Genomic DNA, 15,867 nt, shown 5'->3' on the forward strand with positions numbered 1-15,867 from the left:
AAGGTGTTTTGATCCCTGTCTCACAAACGGGGGTCAGTCCCGCGGGACTCAAGCTTTTTATTCTTTCTCTTGCGGAGCTGAGCTCTCTAGAGCATGTAGTTTACGATATTGTCCTGGCGTATAGCCCGTCTCTTTCTTAAATTTCCGGATAAAGTTCGGTACATCTAGATAGCCAACACTTTCTATGATTTCTTGGAGAGGGGCGTTGGTATTTATAAGCAACCGAATGACCTCATCCATCCGCCGATGCCAGATATATTGTGAGAAATTGCAGCCTATTTTCTCTTTGAAGCTGCGGCTAAGATAAGAAATGGAGACTGAGTATTTCAGTGCAACATGCTCCAAACTGAGTGTATAGTCGGCAAATTGTAGATCTACATAAGCGACAATGTTATCAATTAATGATGGTTGCTCGGATTCCGTATTCCGCTCCACCTGTTGGCAGATGTAGGAGGTCATGGAGGTTAATTTGATCTCCAATTCTTCCAAAGATTCAAAGCTGGTGTAGCTAGAGATATCTCTAAACACTTCGTTTACTCCGAGCTCAGAAGCAGTGCGGAGCAAGGAGTTCAGAAGATCGAAGCAGATACACCGTAGTAGTGAAATCGGTAGCGATGCTTCCTTGATTACATTAATGATACTAGAAATTGTTTGATCTGCTACAGCTTCATTGCCTTGCTTAAGACTTTGCTCTAGCTTTAACATGGACTTTTTGGGAATCCAAAACGTTTCAGCAGTTGATGAAGTGATTTCAGATAAATGTTCAAAGTAGGTCACACGGCCACTTGACCCCATCATCCGGTTCTCCATAGCCGTGGCTGCCTCGATAAAGGACTGATTTAACCCAGCGAGGTCATTGTACACGGTACCTACGCCAATGTATGGGATGAGCTGGAAGTTATCGACGGCAATAACTTTGATGGCTTCGATGACTTGTTCTACTCGCTCCTGAACATTATCATTATCTTCAGCTGGTAGCGAAACCATGAGCGCAAATTGATCTGTAGTTGAGAACTCCACTCCATAGATATGGGCGTTTAAATCAGGGAATTCAAACTCACCAAGCATTTCTTGTAAATGATATCGTACCTGTCTATTCTCTTCGTTATCTATCATTTCATCCCAGGCTAGAATAACCGAGAAATATAAACCCTGACCGTGAGGAAACTCTAGGCCGGCATTAGTAATCATCTGTTCAATTTCGGGATCATCGGGCTTACCATGCTTCAATAGGAGCAGCAGGCATTGGTTTCGCACAAAAGGCTCTTGTGAATCTATTGTGGTGCTGTAGTCTTGGATGGTTTGTTTAATCCAATCCCACTCATTACGCGTTTTGGAGATGTCCGTGTTATTGCCATTGCCTCTTAGTTTGGCGAATTCTATCAAGTCCCTGATAGGATGATATTGTCGTTTGGCCAAGATCATGGCAGCAATGATACCGCTTAATACTGCAATACAGAACACCATAAGAATCAAGGTCTGGATATGGGCCACTTTGCTGAAGAATTGATAGCTTGGCATCGTAGTCACATAGGTCCAGTTATTATGATCGGATTTAACAGAAACAACAGAGTGTTGTTCTCCAGCAAGATCCATGCTATGAATGCCCGGTTTAAGCGAAGACAAGGTAGTCAACACTTCTGGGGGCAAATCTACCCCACGATTGTTTGTAGTAAGTACTTCACCGGTCTCACTAAAGATATAGCTGCTGCCCGAGAAGTCATTAAGAATCGTATCCATAACACCCGTCAATTTGGCTTCACTCATCAAATAAACAACCGTTCCGTTAGGAAAAGGATCATTGGGTTTGATCGGAACAAGCAGGGTCAGCAAAGGTTCCTTACGTGAGTTAACGGTTACATTTTCAACTGGACGAATGAGAGGTTGCTTTGATTCATTAAGATCACGCAATACATCGTCCTTACTCCAATTTTCATATTGATATATTTTGCCGAATGCGACATTCAGATCACTTAAGCCTCGGTAGGAGTAGATGATGGTATCATTATGAAAATACAAAAATAAATCCTCAAGTATGCTACTGTTTGCTTTGTAGCTGGCTAAGGTGCTGATGGCTTCAAGTCCATAGTATGGATGGCGAACCATATAAGGGGTTAGATGCTCGTCATATGATATTTTACTAGCTATTTCTTGCAATTCACTCATGCGATCATCTATCGTCATTTTAACTTGATTGAGTTGGTTTACATTGGACTGCTCTATTTCAGTACGGAGACTATTGACTGCGTTTTCATAAATGAACATCGTGACAAAACTCAACGGTATTAGGAACATTAATATATAGGACAAGGCATATTTTAGGAGCAATTTTGACTTGAAATGGTTTCCGTACATTCGGAGCTTGGACATGCTGAATGACTTAAACGCTAGTTTTGCCACGAATGTTCCCTCCAATGAAGTTACTATATATTGTAGTTTTTAAGGTGATGTAGGCCGTTTTTCTATTATGTAATAAATAAATGTTCCTGTAAAGGTTGACCAGTCTTATATAGGATGATTAGGCTATGTACCAGAATTAGCGTTTATCATTAGGTGAACACATGGTTAAAACGTTATGAAGAAATAATGCTTGCAAATGATTATTTTATATGGTATGATCTATTTTGTTCGCTAATCAGATATGTTTTATGGAGAGGTACCGAAGCGGTCATAACGGGGCGGTCTTGAAAACCGTTAGAGTGCAAGCTCACGTGGGTTCGAATCCCACCCTCTCCGCCATAATTTTTTAAAAAAAGTCTATACTACTGATAAGCTGATACAGTCGTTTCCCGTGAGGGAGGCGGCTTTTTTGTTATTTTGGTGCACCTCTCTGAGGATACTGATAGTTCATGTTGCCATATAGTGTTTTTTTTGGCATGTTTATATAAAGGGAAAATGGCTTGTTAGGGTTAAAGGGGCGACTTATATGGTGCATGAAATTGAAGCGCGTACACTGCTATCCAGACAGAAGCAACCGGAGAACTGGTTCGGGGTAGACTACAATTTGAATGTGTACAGGGGTTGTGTACATGGATGTATCTATTGTGATTCCCGCAGTGAGTGTTACGGAATTGAAGTGTTTGAAGACATTGCGGTAAAGAAGAACGCTGTTCAGCTTCTAAAAAAAGAGTTGGCGGGTAAGCGCCACAAGGGAATGATTGGAACGGGTTCTATGAGCGATCCGTACATGCCAATCGAACGCTCTTTGCGGTTGACACGGGGAGTGTTAGAAACAATCGCCGCCGCGCCTGGATTCGCTGTCCAAACCGTTACAAAAAGTGATTTGATAGTTCGAGATGCTGATGTATTGCAAGAGATCAGCCAGCGGACTCATGCTACAGTGGCTGTATCGATTAGTACTTGTGACGAGGAACAGGCTTCTTGGATCGAACCTCATGCCCCAGCTCCAGCTGCTCGTTTGCAAGCCTTGGCTACCTTGGCTAAGCAGGACATATATAGTGGTGTACTTCTGATGCCTACATTGCCATTCCTGACGGACAGCCGTGCTAATATTGTAAAGATAGTGGAAAGAGCTCATGCCTCTGGGGCACAATTTATTATTCCCTGGTTAGGCATGTCGTTACGAGATCGACAACGAGATTATTATTATGAAAAGTTGGCGGAGAGAGCTCCAGGTTTGGTTCCCCAATATCAAAGGACATATGGAGAGCGCTACAATTGTATGTCGCCCCGCGCAAAATCACTCTGGGAGCTTCTTCACGAGCTTTGTGATAAGTATGGAATAGTATGCGAGATGAAGGATGTAAAGCGTTTTGTTCCCCCTGAACCACCGGAGCAGCTTGAGTTATTTTAAAAGTTAACGGAATCTGAGGGGGAAATGCATAAACAGAGCTATTTTACCACAAATTAAGGAGGATACTGCAGCAAAGATAAGGGAGGAATATGTCATGAGTAAGCCGAAAGGTTATACTACACCTGGAACTCAACCCGCTAACCACGAGGGGAATCACGATGAGAGAAATCAAGCTGGGCCAGAGCCATTGTCTGGGTCCAAAAAGGTGAAAAACCGAAATCATGTGAGTCATAATAATCCCCAAGGAAGCTAATTTAAGACTTGTGGCATTCTGTAAAAAATAAGCGATTTTTGGAGAAGACCTCGGCATTTTTGCTGGGGTTTTTTTCTTTTGAAATTGAATAAAACAAGACAGAGAGTCAAGAAAGTGTAATAATATAAGTAGGGCCCCATCCATTTTATGATGGTTGACTTTAATGAAATCGAAAGAAGGAATAAATATTAAACCCATACTGAAAGGATCGTGATGCGCTTGACCTCTTTAAATTCTTTAAATTCTATGGAGTCAATACCCCAAGGTATACCCTCTGAGGCTGAGCTCCAACCGATTCGTCCTCATCACAAAAGAACCCTTGGCAACATCTTACTTAGAACTCTATTCATAATTATTGGAGCCATTATTGTCTCGGTGGCACTGGAGTTATTTCTAGTACCGAATCAAATTACGGATGGTGGAATCACCGGTATATCAGTCATGTCTTCGCATCTATCGGATTGGGCACTCGGTATATTCTTATTCGTATTTAACTTACCGTTTCTAATTATTGGATATAAGCAAATTGGTAAGACATTTGCGATGTCTACTCTTTTAGGTATTACCGTAATGGCGATCGGAACAACATTGCTGCACCCTGTAGAGGCATTTGTTGATGATACTTTATTGGCTTTTGTTTTTGGTGGCATTTTGCTTGGTTTGGGAACAGGTTTGGTTATACGATTTGGTGGATCTCTGGACGGCACGGAAATTGTGGCTATCTTGATCTCACGTAAATCGGCATTCTCTGTCGGTGAAATTATTATGGTTTTCAACTTCTTTATCTTGCTTTGTGCAGGTTTTGTATTTAATTGGGAAAGTGCACTATTCTCACTACTGGCCTATTATATCGCCTTTAAGACGATAGATATCGTCGTAGATGGTTTAAATGAATCGAAATCGGTATGGATTATCAGCGATCAGATTGATGATATCGGGGATGCCATTCAGAGTCGATTGGGCCGTGGCGTAACGTATTTGTCCGGCGAAGGTGGTTTTTCAGGCGATCCAAAGAAAGTTATCTTCTGTGTTATTACTCGTTTGGAGGAAGCCAAACTCAAGGAAATTGTAAATTATTATGATGATAGTGCTTTTATGGCAGTCGGAAATATCCACGATGTGAAAGGTGGACGATTCAAAAAGAAGGCTATCCATTAACGGGATGCCTGAGTCACCACTGGTTGCAAGATGGTTCAATATATGAGTTAGTTAAGAAGGAAACCCATGTGAATTTTATTCGCATGGGTTTCCTTTTTTATGTGTTTAGAGCGTAATTTATTTTTTATTACGCAACTGCCGGAAGAACATCGTGAGCATTGTAGAACACTCTTCCTGAAGAATGCCGTGAGTAACTTCAGTCCGATGATTAAACCTAGGCTCCTGAAGTAGGTTCATTAATGTGCCTGCACATCCAGCTTTGGGATCAGGGGCGCCGTAGATGACATGGGGCACGCGGCATTGTACGATCGCTCCTGCGCACATGGGACAGGGTTCCAAAGTAACGTAGAGACGACAATTTAATAATCGCCAAGCTCCAATGAATTGGCTGGCTTCGCGGATAGCAATCATCTCGGCATGTGCTGTTCCATCTAGACCACTTTCTCTTAGATTATGGCCTCTGCCAACAACTTCGTCCCCGAGAACGATAATGGCGCCAATCGGTACTTCGCCGATGGCTTCAGCTTTGCGTGCCTCAGCAATTGCTTCATTCATCCAGTATTCATGAGAGTAAGAAGAGATAGGAGGTTCTGGAGTTATAGGTAGTGACATGAGATGCTTTCAGCTCCTTAGCTAGATTCGAAACAAAGAATTATTCAACGAACAAATATTCGTTGTTAACATGTTGTGGACAAAATTGTGCATAAGTTTGATATCCAATTCCTTTATCCCCACTATTATACACAAACTGTGCACATATTCTGTTGATATGTTAATAGTATGTGGATAAACCCTTAACATTTTTTGAATAAGCTTATTATTTTCACTAAAATGGTTAACGTTTCCTGAACGAGGTTAGGTCGTTGCTTCTTGATTGTAGGAAATCAGCAAGTGAATATCAATATCTTTGCAAAAGATGTCGTTACGAGTATGATGAAGATATAGAACAATATATTCCAAAATATATATTAAATTGATAGACTTGTTCCAAGGGGTGAGGAGAGTAATTGTCCATTAAAACAAAGCTATCTCTAATTATGTCAGTATTTGCCCTGGTTATTCTGTCTTTGAATATTGGCCTGAGCTATTTTTCGACACGGGATAATTTACGTAAAGATAGTGAGAGCAACATGATGTTAACAGGCAAACAGATTGCTCTTGCGGTTGAACAAAGCCGCTCCGTCTACGATTATGTTAAGCGTCAATTTAATGAGGATATCAACAACGCCTTGATTATGAGTACACTTTCATTAGCCAGTCCGGGGCGAATAGCAGAGGAATCGCTGAAGTCTAATGAGAACCTCTTAGAGATAACTGGAATGAGTCTTGGCAGTCAAAGTCACGTGAATATTCTTTTTGGTACCAATTCGTATGGGAATGATTCTGATCTTGGGTCTGTGAGAAAAGCATTAGAGACACGAACAAGTTTTCTGAATGATACACATATTAACGGTCAACATGTACTCGTGAGCTTCATTCCAATTATGCCGTACCAAAGTGAATCCTATGTCATTAGAATTATTTCAAGTTATGAGCCGATTTCATCAGCCATCTCTAAAGTGGTGTGGAGTCAGGTTTCCACTTCGATTGTGCTTCTACAAATTGTTGTGTTTGCGAGTTACATATTAGCTGGTGAGTTGACCAGGCCTATTCACGATATTCTTAACAGGGTCAATCAGTTAGCTTCTGGGGACTTTGAGGATAGATTACAAGTCAAATCAAAGGATGAGCTGGGTTTGTTGGCTCTTCGGATTAATGCAATGGCTAGAAGCCTCGGCCGAAATACGATGGAGTTGCATCGGAAGAATGAGGAGAACCGAGCCATGAAGGAGCATTTAGAATCCATCATCAATCAGACGGCGGATGCGATCCATTTAACGGATCTGGATGGGAAGATTATTCGTGTGAATTCGGCATTTGAATATCTGTACGGATGGACGAGCGAGGAAGTTGTGGGCTCTAGATTGGACTTTATTCCTAGTTCTCCAGGGGAGTACCGAAGAGAGTGGCGTAAGGAATTAGAGCTTGGTAGGCACTTTGTGCTGTCAGAGGCTGTTCGGATATGTAAAGATGGAAGCAAGATAAATGTAAGTATGAGTGAATCCCCTATTTTTGATGAAGATGGGAAAATTACTGCAGTAATCAGTATCTCTCGTGATATGACAGAGCACAATAAGATGGAAGAGTTACTTCGTCGTTCGGAGAAATTGACCATGGTTGGACAACTTGCCGCAGGGGTGGCGCATGAGATACGTAACCCGCTTACGACACTGCGAGGTTTTCTGCAAATGCAGCAGCGTGCCAAGGCGATCAACATGAGTCATACCGATCTTATGTTATCTGAATTGGACCGAATTAATCTAATTGTGAGTGAGTTTCTAATTCTCGCCAAACCTCAGGCCGTACATTTTCAGGTCAAAGACGTGCGTTTTACATTGGGAGATGTTATCTCTTTATTAGATAGTGAGGCGCATTTACATAATATTGAGTTTGAAGTCCATTTCCCGCAGGATTCTGTTCTGGTACACTGTGAAGAGAACCAGTTGAAGCAAGTGTTCATTAACGTATTGAAGAATGCGATGGAGGCTATGCCAGTAGGGGGGCGAATTACCCTGCGGTTAGATAGTGATTGTCCAAAGCATGCGGTGATCACTGTGACAGATGAGGGAGTAGGAATCTCGAAGGAACGTTTGAAAAAGATCGGTGAGCCGTTCTATACGAACAAAGAGAAAGGCACCGGTCTTGGGATCATGATTACTCAGCGGATTATCGAGGCCCATCAGGGTACGCTGGTAATTGAGAGCGAGATTGGCCAAGGCACAGTGGTGACGGTGACGTTACCGAGGATTCATGCGGAGGCAGAACAAGGGAATATTGGGGATAATGACATAGTGGGGTGACATGACAGAATGAGGATTAATAAATTTATTAGTGAGACGGGATACTGTTCAAGAAGAGAAGCGGACAAGTTGGTCGAGTCAGGCAAAGTTACGATAAACGGCGTAAAGGCCGTTCTCGGCAGTCAAGCTGAAGAAGGTGACGATGTTCGAGTTAACGGGAAGCCGCTTGTTGACAAGCCTTCTAGACACGTCTACATCGCATTGAATAAACCGGTGGGGATTACTAGTACGACCGAGAAACATATTCGAGGTAATATTGTAGACTTTGTAGGCCATGAAGAACGCATATTTCCCATTGGTCGTTTAGATAAAGACTCAGAAGGCCTTATTCTACTAACGAGTGACGGAGATATTGTTAATAAAATACTACGGGCAGAGGGCAAGCACGAGAAGGAGTATATCGTTACCGTCGATAAACCAGTGACTCCCTCATTTCTTAAAGCGATGAGTGAAGGCGTAAAGATTCTCGGAGAAATGACCCGGCCTTGCCAGATTACTCGCATTAATGAACGTGTCTTTCGATTGATCTTAACGGAGGGTAAGAACCGACAAATTCGCCGTATGTGCAGTGCATTAGGTTATGGGGTACGTAGATTGCAACGTATCCGGATTATGAATATTCATCTGGGAAATCAAGCAATCGGGACATGGCGGGAATTAACACCACAAGAGAAGCGTGATCTAAGTCTGTCGTTAGATTACCCGATGTCTTAATAGTAATAAAAGGGAAAGTATTGGTGGGTCACTTAGACACCAATACTTTCCCTTTTATGTTCTCAAAAATGTATGTTTATTTGAGTTTCTATTCTACAGGTGTAACTTGTACAGCAGCAGAATCCTGATACTTCCGGATGATGGAGACCTCAACCCGGCGGTTCTGTGAGCGTCCTTCACTTGTATCGTTGGACGCCACTGGGCGATATTCACCATTGCCGGTAGCGATGAACATTTTAGGATCTAGTTGATCGTTAAGTAGAAGGATTTTCATGAAATTTAAGGCTCGGACCGAGCTTAAATCCCAGTTGTCCCGAAATTGATTGGTGGAAATCGGAATATTATCGGTATGACCGGACACGAATACTTCATAATCAGGAAACTTCTCCAGCATCCTTGCGATAGCTTTAGCCAGTATTCGTGCATCTGGTTTAACCTCTGCTTCGCCTGATGGGAAGAGAGCAATATCACTAATTGTGATCATCAGTTGTGATTGATTAAGATTCGTATCTAGTTGTTCGGATAATCCATGCTGCTCGATATATTCGTCAAGCTGCTTCTTAAGAGCGACCAGATTTTCTTCTTCTTTACGTTGTAGATCGTTCATTTTTCTGTTTAGGGCGTTAGAAATATCATCCATACTGGTATTCTCATTGGTACTAACCATTGAATTGTGGTCCAGAACACCGGAACCTCCGGTAAACACACTATTAAAGGCGTCGCTCATCTCCTGAAACTTCTGGCTGTCTATATTACTCATACCGAATAATACGATAAACATAGCCAATAGGAGCGTCATAAGGTCAGAATAGGGGAGTAACCAGCTTTCATCGGCATGCTCTTCATGTTCTTGATGCCGTTTAGACTTTTTGCGCACCTTCACCCGCCCCCTTTTCTAAAATTTGCGCACGTTCGGCAGGGGTTAAAAATACAGCAAGTTTCTGTTGAATCGCAATCGTTGATACTCCTGATTGAATGGACAGTAGTCCCTCCACCATCATTAATCTAACTTCCATTTCTCTCTTTGAAAGACGTTTCAATTTAGTGGCAATTGGATGCCACATCACATAACCCGTGAAAATACCAAAAACGGTAGCGATAAATGCCCCGGAAATGGCATGAGTTAGTATAGCGATATCACTCATATCTGATAGAGCGGCGATCAAACCGATTACGGCTCCCAGTACCCCTAGGGTTGGAGCGTACATCCCGGCTTGAGAGAAGATCATGGCGCCAGCCTTGTGTCGCTCTTCTGTAGCAGCGATGTCCTCTGTTAATACATCCTGAACAAATTCCTGATCATTGCCATCAATAATCATGCGCATACCGCCACGCAGAAAGTCATCATTGATTTCGTCAACCTTGCTCTCTAGTGCAAGTAGTCCTTCGCGTCTTGTAATCGTCGCCCATTCCATGAACAATTTAATTAATTCGGCTTTGCTGATCATTTTGGGTTTCGTCATTGTTATTCTTAATAATGCAGGGAACCTCTTAAGTTCTGATAGAGGAAAGGCAACAAAGAGGGTTGCGGCTGTCCCACCAAATATAATGACAAAGGCTGCGGGGTTCTGGATTAAGCTCTCAACCGGAGCACCTTTCAGAAACATCCCTAGTACAAGCGCCACTACACCAAGTATAAGTCCAATAATCGTTGAAATTTCCATTGTACACCTCGTCCTTGAGATATTGAATCCATTTTCCGATCCTTCCAGCATCCTTGCAGAAGAACATTTATGAGATTAAGACAGCAAGAAAAATGGTTTATCTTTGTTATCGACAGATTTCGCTTTTTTTTTAAGTGTAATTTTCCGGTATAATAGAAATATAGCTTTTGAAGACATAATGAAGGGAAGTTTTGATGCTTGTGGGAGTGAAGCACGGTAGGGATTATGGACTTATTTTAGCGGAGTTGACGGAGGCAATATCATGTATTTCTGATAGCTACATTTTTTTTGAGATGGAATCTTCGGACTGGGAGAGGTTGTCCGCTGAGGATAGACATGAGGTTCATGAAGCGCTGGCAGAAGACTTATTTTATGCGCTAGGTACGCAGTCGATGATTGAGGTTGGATGTGCGGTCGTGATTCACGATGCTGACAACCATGTTATTAATTTCCTCATTGGAGAAAAGGAACTTACCTCCGTCACGCTAGTTTGACGGGGGTTCCCCTAACTAATTTTGAATGAGCCCACATGAGTGGTAAAATAGACTAGGAAAAGAATAGCTTATATAGCATATGGTGTGACTTAGTTCTAAGGAATAATGGATGATTCTCTCACGTATGATCAGGTAGGCATGGGGAATATAATAAACTGGGTAAATTTAAGAAGTTCTGAAAGAACGGGAGGAAGAAGAATGCCGTTTACACCGCAAGAAGTAGAAGCGCATTTGGAAAAGTTGGAGGGGTGGGAGCTGGAGGAAGGACGATGGATAGTGCGTAAATATTCGTTCTCCAACTTTATGAAAGGTATTGCGTTCGTTGATGAGGTGGCTACAATCTCAGAGGCGTTCAATCATCATCCTTTTATAACCATTGACCATAAGACGGTAACGCTTCGCTTAACATCATGGGAATCAGGCGGGATTACGGCAGTGGATATTAAAGAAGCGCAGCAATATAACGAAGCTTTCGTAAAATCCAGTGCAGTAGATCGATAAGCTTTACATGTTTTAGTTTGAATTTTAATGAATATAGATAGATCTGCATTAGTCAGGACACATAGATATATTTATGCATTTCTTCTGCGTCCTTACTTTCGTTAAATACTGTGCTGACGCCAAGCTGCAGTGATTCGGCGCAACTGGTCCAATGTACTTTAGCATAGTGATAGTTAAGGCGCTTATGCCATAACATAGCTAGTAGGTTAATCCAATTGGCTGCAAAGCAGGCATGTAGTGCTCTATGATGTGAAAATGTGTGGATGGCACAGAAGGCCCGCGAGGAGATGATAACATGCTCCTCGCGGGCCTTCCCTGCGATTCTGTAAATTATGCTATTTTTTCTCTGCTAGCCATAGTGCGACATTGGCAATTTCTTCGTCCTTTAGTCTATCTTTGAATGCAGGCATATTACCTTTACCTTTATTGATGATTGCGTAGAGTTGCTCTGCGGATAACTCGGCACCAATCTTCTGTAGATTTGGTCCCACATTTCCTTCTAGCTGATCCCCGTGACAACTAATACAACTTGTCGCGACAACGGTTTCTGCGTGCTCTGCGCTTAACGTAACTTCTGGCATTTGAGGTTTATTTTCTTGTGCAACTTGTTCTTTGCCTGGTAAGGAGAGCATTAATACAAGGGCTAATCCACACGCGACGAAGAATAACCCGCTCATGATCCACTTTTGCATTCCGATCGTCCCTCCAAATGTAAACTATCCCCTTTATTATAACGGAACCTGGTAGCGGATCAAAGCGTTTGTGTCAAAAATAGTAATATTTATTTTATATACTATTCAAATCTTTTGAAATAATGTGCAGATTGTCATAGTCATTCTGAAGTTGGCGTTTCTGGAAGAGTTGGAATTCCTTTGTATACCATGCAATAAAATGGCTTGGATATTCCCCCGGGAGTCATTTTTTCATATAAATCTGTAATCGTAAAACCGGATTTTTGGTAGGCTCGGATTGCCCGAGTATTCCAAGTCAGTACCTCTAGATCAATGACATGATGTGGTGTGCGACGTAAGGCTTCCTCCACAATCGTCAATACAAATGACTGCCCCATACCATGCCCACATAAATCAGGTCGCATACCGATCCCGAGTCTTGTCACATCAGTTAGTGGAAAGTATTGGGCAAATCCAGAAAGTACTCCATTTGCATCCAATAGGGAAACATACTGCTCGGCCCGTAAAACTGGATTACCGAATTCTACATCGAGCGCTTTCATTTGTTCCCAAGGTAGCCAACTATAGACATCATAAGGGGAATCGTAACGCCATGTGCTTATTTCCGCTCCGTGACTATCTTCCATAGCGGCTATCTGAAACTGGGGAATAGGTTTATCCATTTTTATGCCTCCTTGGACCGTAGGAATGCCGCATTTTGCGTTCTCCAGCAGAGTCAGTTTACCCTCACTGTAACGGGATTTTATATCATTGTAAAGACTCTAATGTTTGAGATGTTTGAAATGTGAAGTGAAGGGGTAATTCTCATTATAAGGAAATTAGTAAAAGGCGGAAACCTTTTAATTAAAAATTTCGTTATAAAGAAGAGAGATTGAACCAATATTGATTATCCGGCATATATTGCTGAGTATCCGTGTTGTTGAATAGAATACGAAAAACCACAATAGATTCCGGCAAGAATCAATTGTGGCGATAAAGTTTATCTTACATTACTTATGTTTGTGTTTGTTTTATGAAAGAAATCAAGATTCAGCGGCATAGACAGAGTAACTGTATTGGCTCAAAATACGCTTAGCTCCAACATAACGAGCTTTATAGTAGCTATTGCTTAGTTTATCAATACTGATTCCCTTCGAGGATGAAGAGTGTGCAAACTTTCCATCACCGATGTAAATACCGACATGAGATACTCCTTTTCCTAACGTGTTGAAGAAAACGAGATCCCCTTCTTTTAGTTGACTCTTAGATACGGCTTTACCTTGCTGGTATTGGGCTGTAGAAACACGAGCAAGATCCACACCCATCTTCTTAAAGACATACCTAGTGAATCCGGAACAATCAAATCCGCTTGTGCTAACTCCCCCAAATTTGTAGGGTGTACCGTATACCGAACTAACTACAGTTTCTAATGGTGTTTTGCTTGAGGTATCGGCGAAGACACTTCCTGTTCCCATAGTAAACAAAATAGCTAAACTAGTTACCGCTGCTGTCAAAGTCTTTCTCAAGATGTCAAATCCCTTCCAATGCCTGCGAGGTTAGCTTAAGGATTCGGTTGAAGGTCCCCTATGATCCCTCTGAAGCGAGATCAATTCACCCATACTGGATCCCCCGTTTCCCCGGTGCCGGGAATTCGGCTGTTCAATGATGTGCACCTGAAAGTAGTCGTAGTCGTAGTCGTAGTTACTGTTACAAGACAGATTACAAAGTTGTTACTATTTACTTTGATTAGTGTATCAAAGTGAGCAAACTTTTACAAGTTCAACACCCTATTTGGTCGATATTCCCATAATGATGTCTCCCATCCGTTTATAATTCCCGTTAACGTGGTAATAATTCCTGTGGGCAATAAAAAAACCCGCAGGGAGGATTCCGAATGGAACCTCTGCGGGTTTTGCTTGTTACTATTATTCTACATCATCATGATCTGGTGAATCTGTAGCTACTTCTTCAAACTTATCTGTACTGAGTATACGTTTAGCTCCAACATAGCGTTTAACATAATAATCATCACTTAGCTTGCTGATAACTACTCCTTTAGAAGAAGAAGCGTGAGCAAACTTTCCGTCTCCAACAAATACGCCTACATGAGATACGCCTTTGCCACTAGTGTTAAAGAACACCAAGTCGCCAGCTTTCAACTCATCTTTTTCTACAGCAGTTCCCATCTTATATTGGGATCCTGATTGATGAGGCAACTCGATATCGAGTTTGCTAAATACGAACATAGTGAATCCGGAACAATCAAATCCTGATGTTGTAGTTCCACCCGAAACATATTTAGTACCTAGGCCCTTGTCAATAGCACTGTCCAACTTGGAATCTGCGAAAGCGCTACCAGTTCCTAAAGTAAATAAGAGGGCACAACCTACTGCTACTGCGGTTAGCTTTTTTCTCAAAACAGGTCAAGCTCCTTCCAATGCCTACGAGGTTAGCTTAAGGATTCGGTTGAAGGTCCCCTATGATCCCTCTGAAGCGAGATCAATTCACCCAAAATGGTTCCCCCGTTCCCCGGTCAGGGAATTCGGCTATGATATAACACCCGAGAATACATATTCTACATCGAGAGTAGAATTCCTGCTAAAGATGACAAAAATAATTACAAAGTTGTTACTGGAATTGTACTGCTGTTATTGTAGCAGGGGTAGGTATCTTTTGGCAATAGTTAAATAGCGAGAATTACAGAGTGAATAGAGAACAAGACCTCCGTAAAGATACGGGGGTCTTAGAGTTACAAGGGAATAGGGAAGTTAGTAGAGAGAAAATAAAATTAACTTTTTTGTGACTTTGTTTCCCAGAGCTGATATTGAGACGTTACTTGCCAAACTTTAAATATGCTTCGGAATAATGGATGTAATTGTTGCAGAATAAGTGCGATTAAACCTGTCCAGAACCATGAGATGGTACCGAACAACATGAACACCGTAAAACTGAATATCCCTAGCAGTAGTGAAATGCCTATCCCTGGTAACAGATATCTTATACACGTCAGTAAGGCACCCCAGGTACCCATTTTAAATAGATATCCAAACTGGGCGAACAGGAGGCATTGCCTTAGGATCCAGATGTAACAAACCCATCCAAGCGCATAGCCCCCTATGGTTAATATAGTGGGAAGATCGCTTCCTGTTTGCAGTAAACTAGGCCAGAGATGATTCAATTTAGGTACAATCCAAAATGCTGGGACTAAAATAAGAATGAGTTCTAGAAGATAAAAGAGAAAAAGCGGCTTCCCGAACACTTGCATTCCTCTAAAGAGTGGCAAACCGGATTTTCGTGATTCCTGGGGCATTAATCCATACAAGATGCCGGCTTGAATTAGAGGAGCCAGTACCAAACGAATGGCTACCATGCTGACCAAAATCCAGAAGTACATTGCAATATCGGGGTTTTCCCGTAGTCCGATTTGACCCTCAACAAGAAACAGAATCCGGCTGAGGTCGCTAAGTGAAGGATCCGGATATCTTTGTAGCACCGAGGTGACAGCCGTATCAACTAGCCGGTACAGAAAGAAACCCCAGAGAAGTTGATATAGAAACAGAATAATGACGGAGGGAAACTGCTTCTTTAGATGCCCCCATCCACTGCGAACATAGGTCATAACCTTCTTCCCTCCTAAAAGTTTTGTGAGCGTAGCACCATAGAATAGACGTCGTACAAAACTTACGTCGTAAGCATGG

General features: G+C 42.0%; 16 protein-coding genes, 1 tRNA gene and 2 riboswitches. Of the genes, 8 read left to right on the top strand and 9 right to left on the bottom strand.

Annotated features, from left to right (window positions below; translation table 11 throughout):
* Positions 1-57: 57 nt before the first annotated feature.
* Entirely contained in the window at positions 58-2,400 is a 2,343-nt protein-coding gene (locus EJP82_RS23890; RefSeq protein WP_342773695.1) for a helix-turn-helix domain-containing protein, read from the bottom strand.
* Between the two features lie 250 nt (positions 2,401-2,650).
* On the opposite strand from EJP82_RS23890, the gene EJP82_RS23895 reads away from it, so the two are divergent.
* From EJP82_RS23895 to EJP82_RS23910, 4 genes are all read left to right on the top strand, one after another.
* Positions 2,651-2,739, top strand: a tRNA-Ser gene (locus EJP82_RS23895).
* 187 nt (positions 2,740-2,926) lie between these two features.
* On the top strand, positions 2,927-3,814 hold the full coding sequence (locus EJP82_RS23900; RefSeq protein WP_127194582.1) for an SPL family radical SAM protein: 888 nt from the start codon (positions 2,927-2,929) through the stop codon (positions 3,812-3,814).
* Positions 3,815-3,908: 94 nt separating this feature from the next.
* The gene (locus EJP82_RS23905) at positions 3,909-4,067 is read left to right on the top strand and encodes a small acid-soluble spore protein P (protein WP_127194583.1); all 159 of its coding nucleotides are present in this window, start codon (positions 3,909-3,911) and stop codon (positions 4,065-4,067) included.
* 246 nt (positions 4,068-4,313) lie between these two features.
* Positions 4,314-5,225, top strand: a complete 912-nt coding sequence (locus EJP82_RS23910) for a YitT family protein (RefSeq protein ID WP_127194627.1) — start codon at positions 4,314-4,316, stop codon at positions 5,223-5,225.
* A 117-nt stretch (positions 5,226-5,342) separates the two neighbouring features.
* Here EJP82_RS23910 and tadA read toward each other — a convergent pair whose 3' ends face one another.
* Positions 5,343-5,837 (bottom strand): tRNA adenosine(34) deaminase TadA, encoded by a 495-nt coding sequence (gene tadA / locus EJP82_RS23915; RefSeq protein WP_127194584.1) that lies wholly within the window; start codon positions 5,835-5,837, stop codon positions 5,343-5,345.
* Between the two features lie 395 nt (positions 5,838-6,232).
* On the opposite strand from tadA, the gene EJP82_RS23920 reads away from it, so the two are divergent.
* A complete protein-coding gene (locus EJP82_RS23920; protein ID WP_127194585.1) occupies positions 6,233-8,125 on the top strand; it encodes an ATP-binding protein in 1,893 nt (630 codons plus the stop codon).
* 9 nt (positions 8,126-8,134) lie between these two features.
* Complete coding sequence (locus tag EJP82_RS23925) at positions 8,135-8,839, top strand: pseudouridine synthase (RefSeq protein WP_127194586.1); 705 nt, start codon at positions 8,135-8,137, stop codon at positions 8,837-8,839.
* A gap of 88 nt (positions 8,840-8,927) precedes the next feature.
* On the opposite strand, the gene motB is transcribed toward EJP82_RS23925, so the two are convergent.
* A complete protein-coding gene (gene motB / locus EJP82_RS23930) occupies positions 8,928-9,716 on the bottom strand; it encodes a flagellar motor protein MotB (protein WP_127194587.1) in 789 nt (262 codons plus the stop codon).
* Positions 9,700-10,503, bottom strand: coding sequence for a flagellar motor stator protein MotA (motA, locus tag EJP82_RS23935; protein WP_127194588.1), 804 nt, complete (start codon positions 10,501-10,503; stop codon positions 9,700-9,702). Before motA ends, motB begins: the two co-directional genes overlap by 17 nt.
* Before the next feature lie 200 nt (positions 10,504-10,703).
* On the opposite strand from motA, the gene EJP82_RS23940 reads away from it, so the two are divergent.
* Together EJP82_RS23940 and EJP82_RS23945 are read left to right on the top strand one after the other, a co-directional pair.
* On the top strand, positions 10,704-10,997 hold the full coding sequence (locus EJP82_RS23940; protein ID WP_127194628.1) for a hypothetical protein: 294 nt from the start codon (positions 10,704-10,706) through the stop codon (positions 10,995-10,997).
* Positions 10,998-11,195: 198 nt separating this feature from the next.
* Entirely contained in the window at positions 11,196-11,498 is a 303-nt protein-coding gene (locus EJP82_RS23945; protein ID WP_127194589.1) for a 4a-hydroxytetrahydrobiopterin dehydratase, read from the top strand.
* Positions 11,499-11,833: 335 nt separating this feature from the next.
* Here the strand turns inward: EJP82_RS23945 and EJP82_RS23950 are convergent, their stop codons facing one another.
* The 5 genes from EJP82_RS23950 to EJP82_RS23970 all read right to left on the bottom strand — a co-directional run bounded on the left by EJP82_RS23950 (position 11,834) and on the right by EJP82_RS23970 (position 15,788).
* Complete coding sequence (locus EJP82_RS23950; protein ID WP_127194590.1) at positions 11,834-12,190, bottom strand: c-type cytochrome; 357 nt, start codon at positions 12,188-12,190, stop codon at positions 11,834-11,836.
* A gap of 140 nt (positions 12,191-12,330) precedes the next feature.
* Positions 12,331-12,852 (bottom strand): GNAT family N-acetyltransferase, encoded by a 522-nt coding sequence (locus tag EJP82_RS23955; RefSeq protein WP_127194591.1) that lies wholly within the window; start codon positions 12,850-12,852, stop codon positions 12,331-12,333.
* A gap of 360 nt (positions 12,853-13,212) precedes the next feature.
* Positions 13,213-13,695, bottom strand: coding sequence for a C40 family peptidase (locus EJP82_RS23960; protein WP_127194592.1), 483 nt, complete (start codon positions 13,693-13,695; stop codon positions 13,213-13,215).
* Between the two features lie 4 nt (positions 13,696-13,699).
* Positions 13,700-13,836, bottom strand: a riboswitch (cyclic di-AMP (ydaO/yuaA leader).
* A gap of 258 nt (positions 13,837-14,094) precedes the next feature.
* Positions 14,095-14,586 (bottom strand): C40 family peptidase, encoded by a 492-nt coding sequence (locus EJP82_RS23965; protein WP_127194593.1) that lies wholly within the window; start codon positions 14,584-14,586, stop codon positions 14,095-14,097.
* Positions 14,587-14,592: 6 nt separating this feature from the next.
* Positions 14,593-14,727: riboswitch (cyclic di-AMP (ydaO/yuaA leader) on the bottom strand.
* Positions 14,728-14,957: 230 nt separating this feature from the next.
* Positions 14,958-15,788 (bottom strand): hypothetical protein, encoded by an 831-nt coding sequence (locus EJP82_RS23970; RefSeq protein ID WP_127194594.1) that lies wholly within the window; start codon positions 15,786-15,788, stop codon positions 14,958-14,960.
* Positions 15,789-15,867: the final 79 nt, after the last annotated feature.

The sequence above is a fragment of the Paenibacillus anaericanus genome, assembly GCF_003994475.1.
GTDB lineage: Bacteria > Bacillota > Bacilli > Paenibacillales > Paenibacillaceae > Fontibacillus > Fontibacillus anaericanus.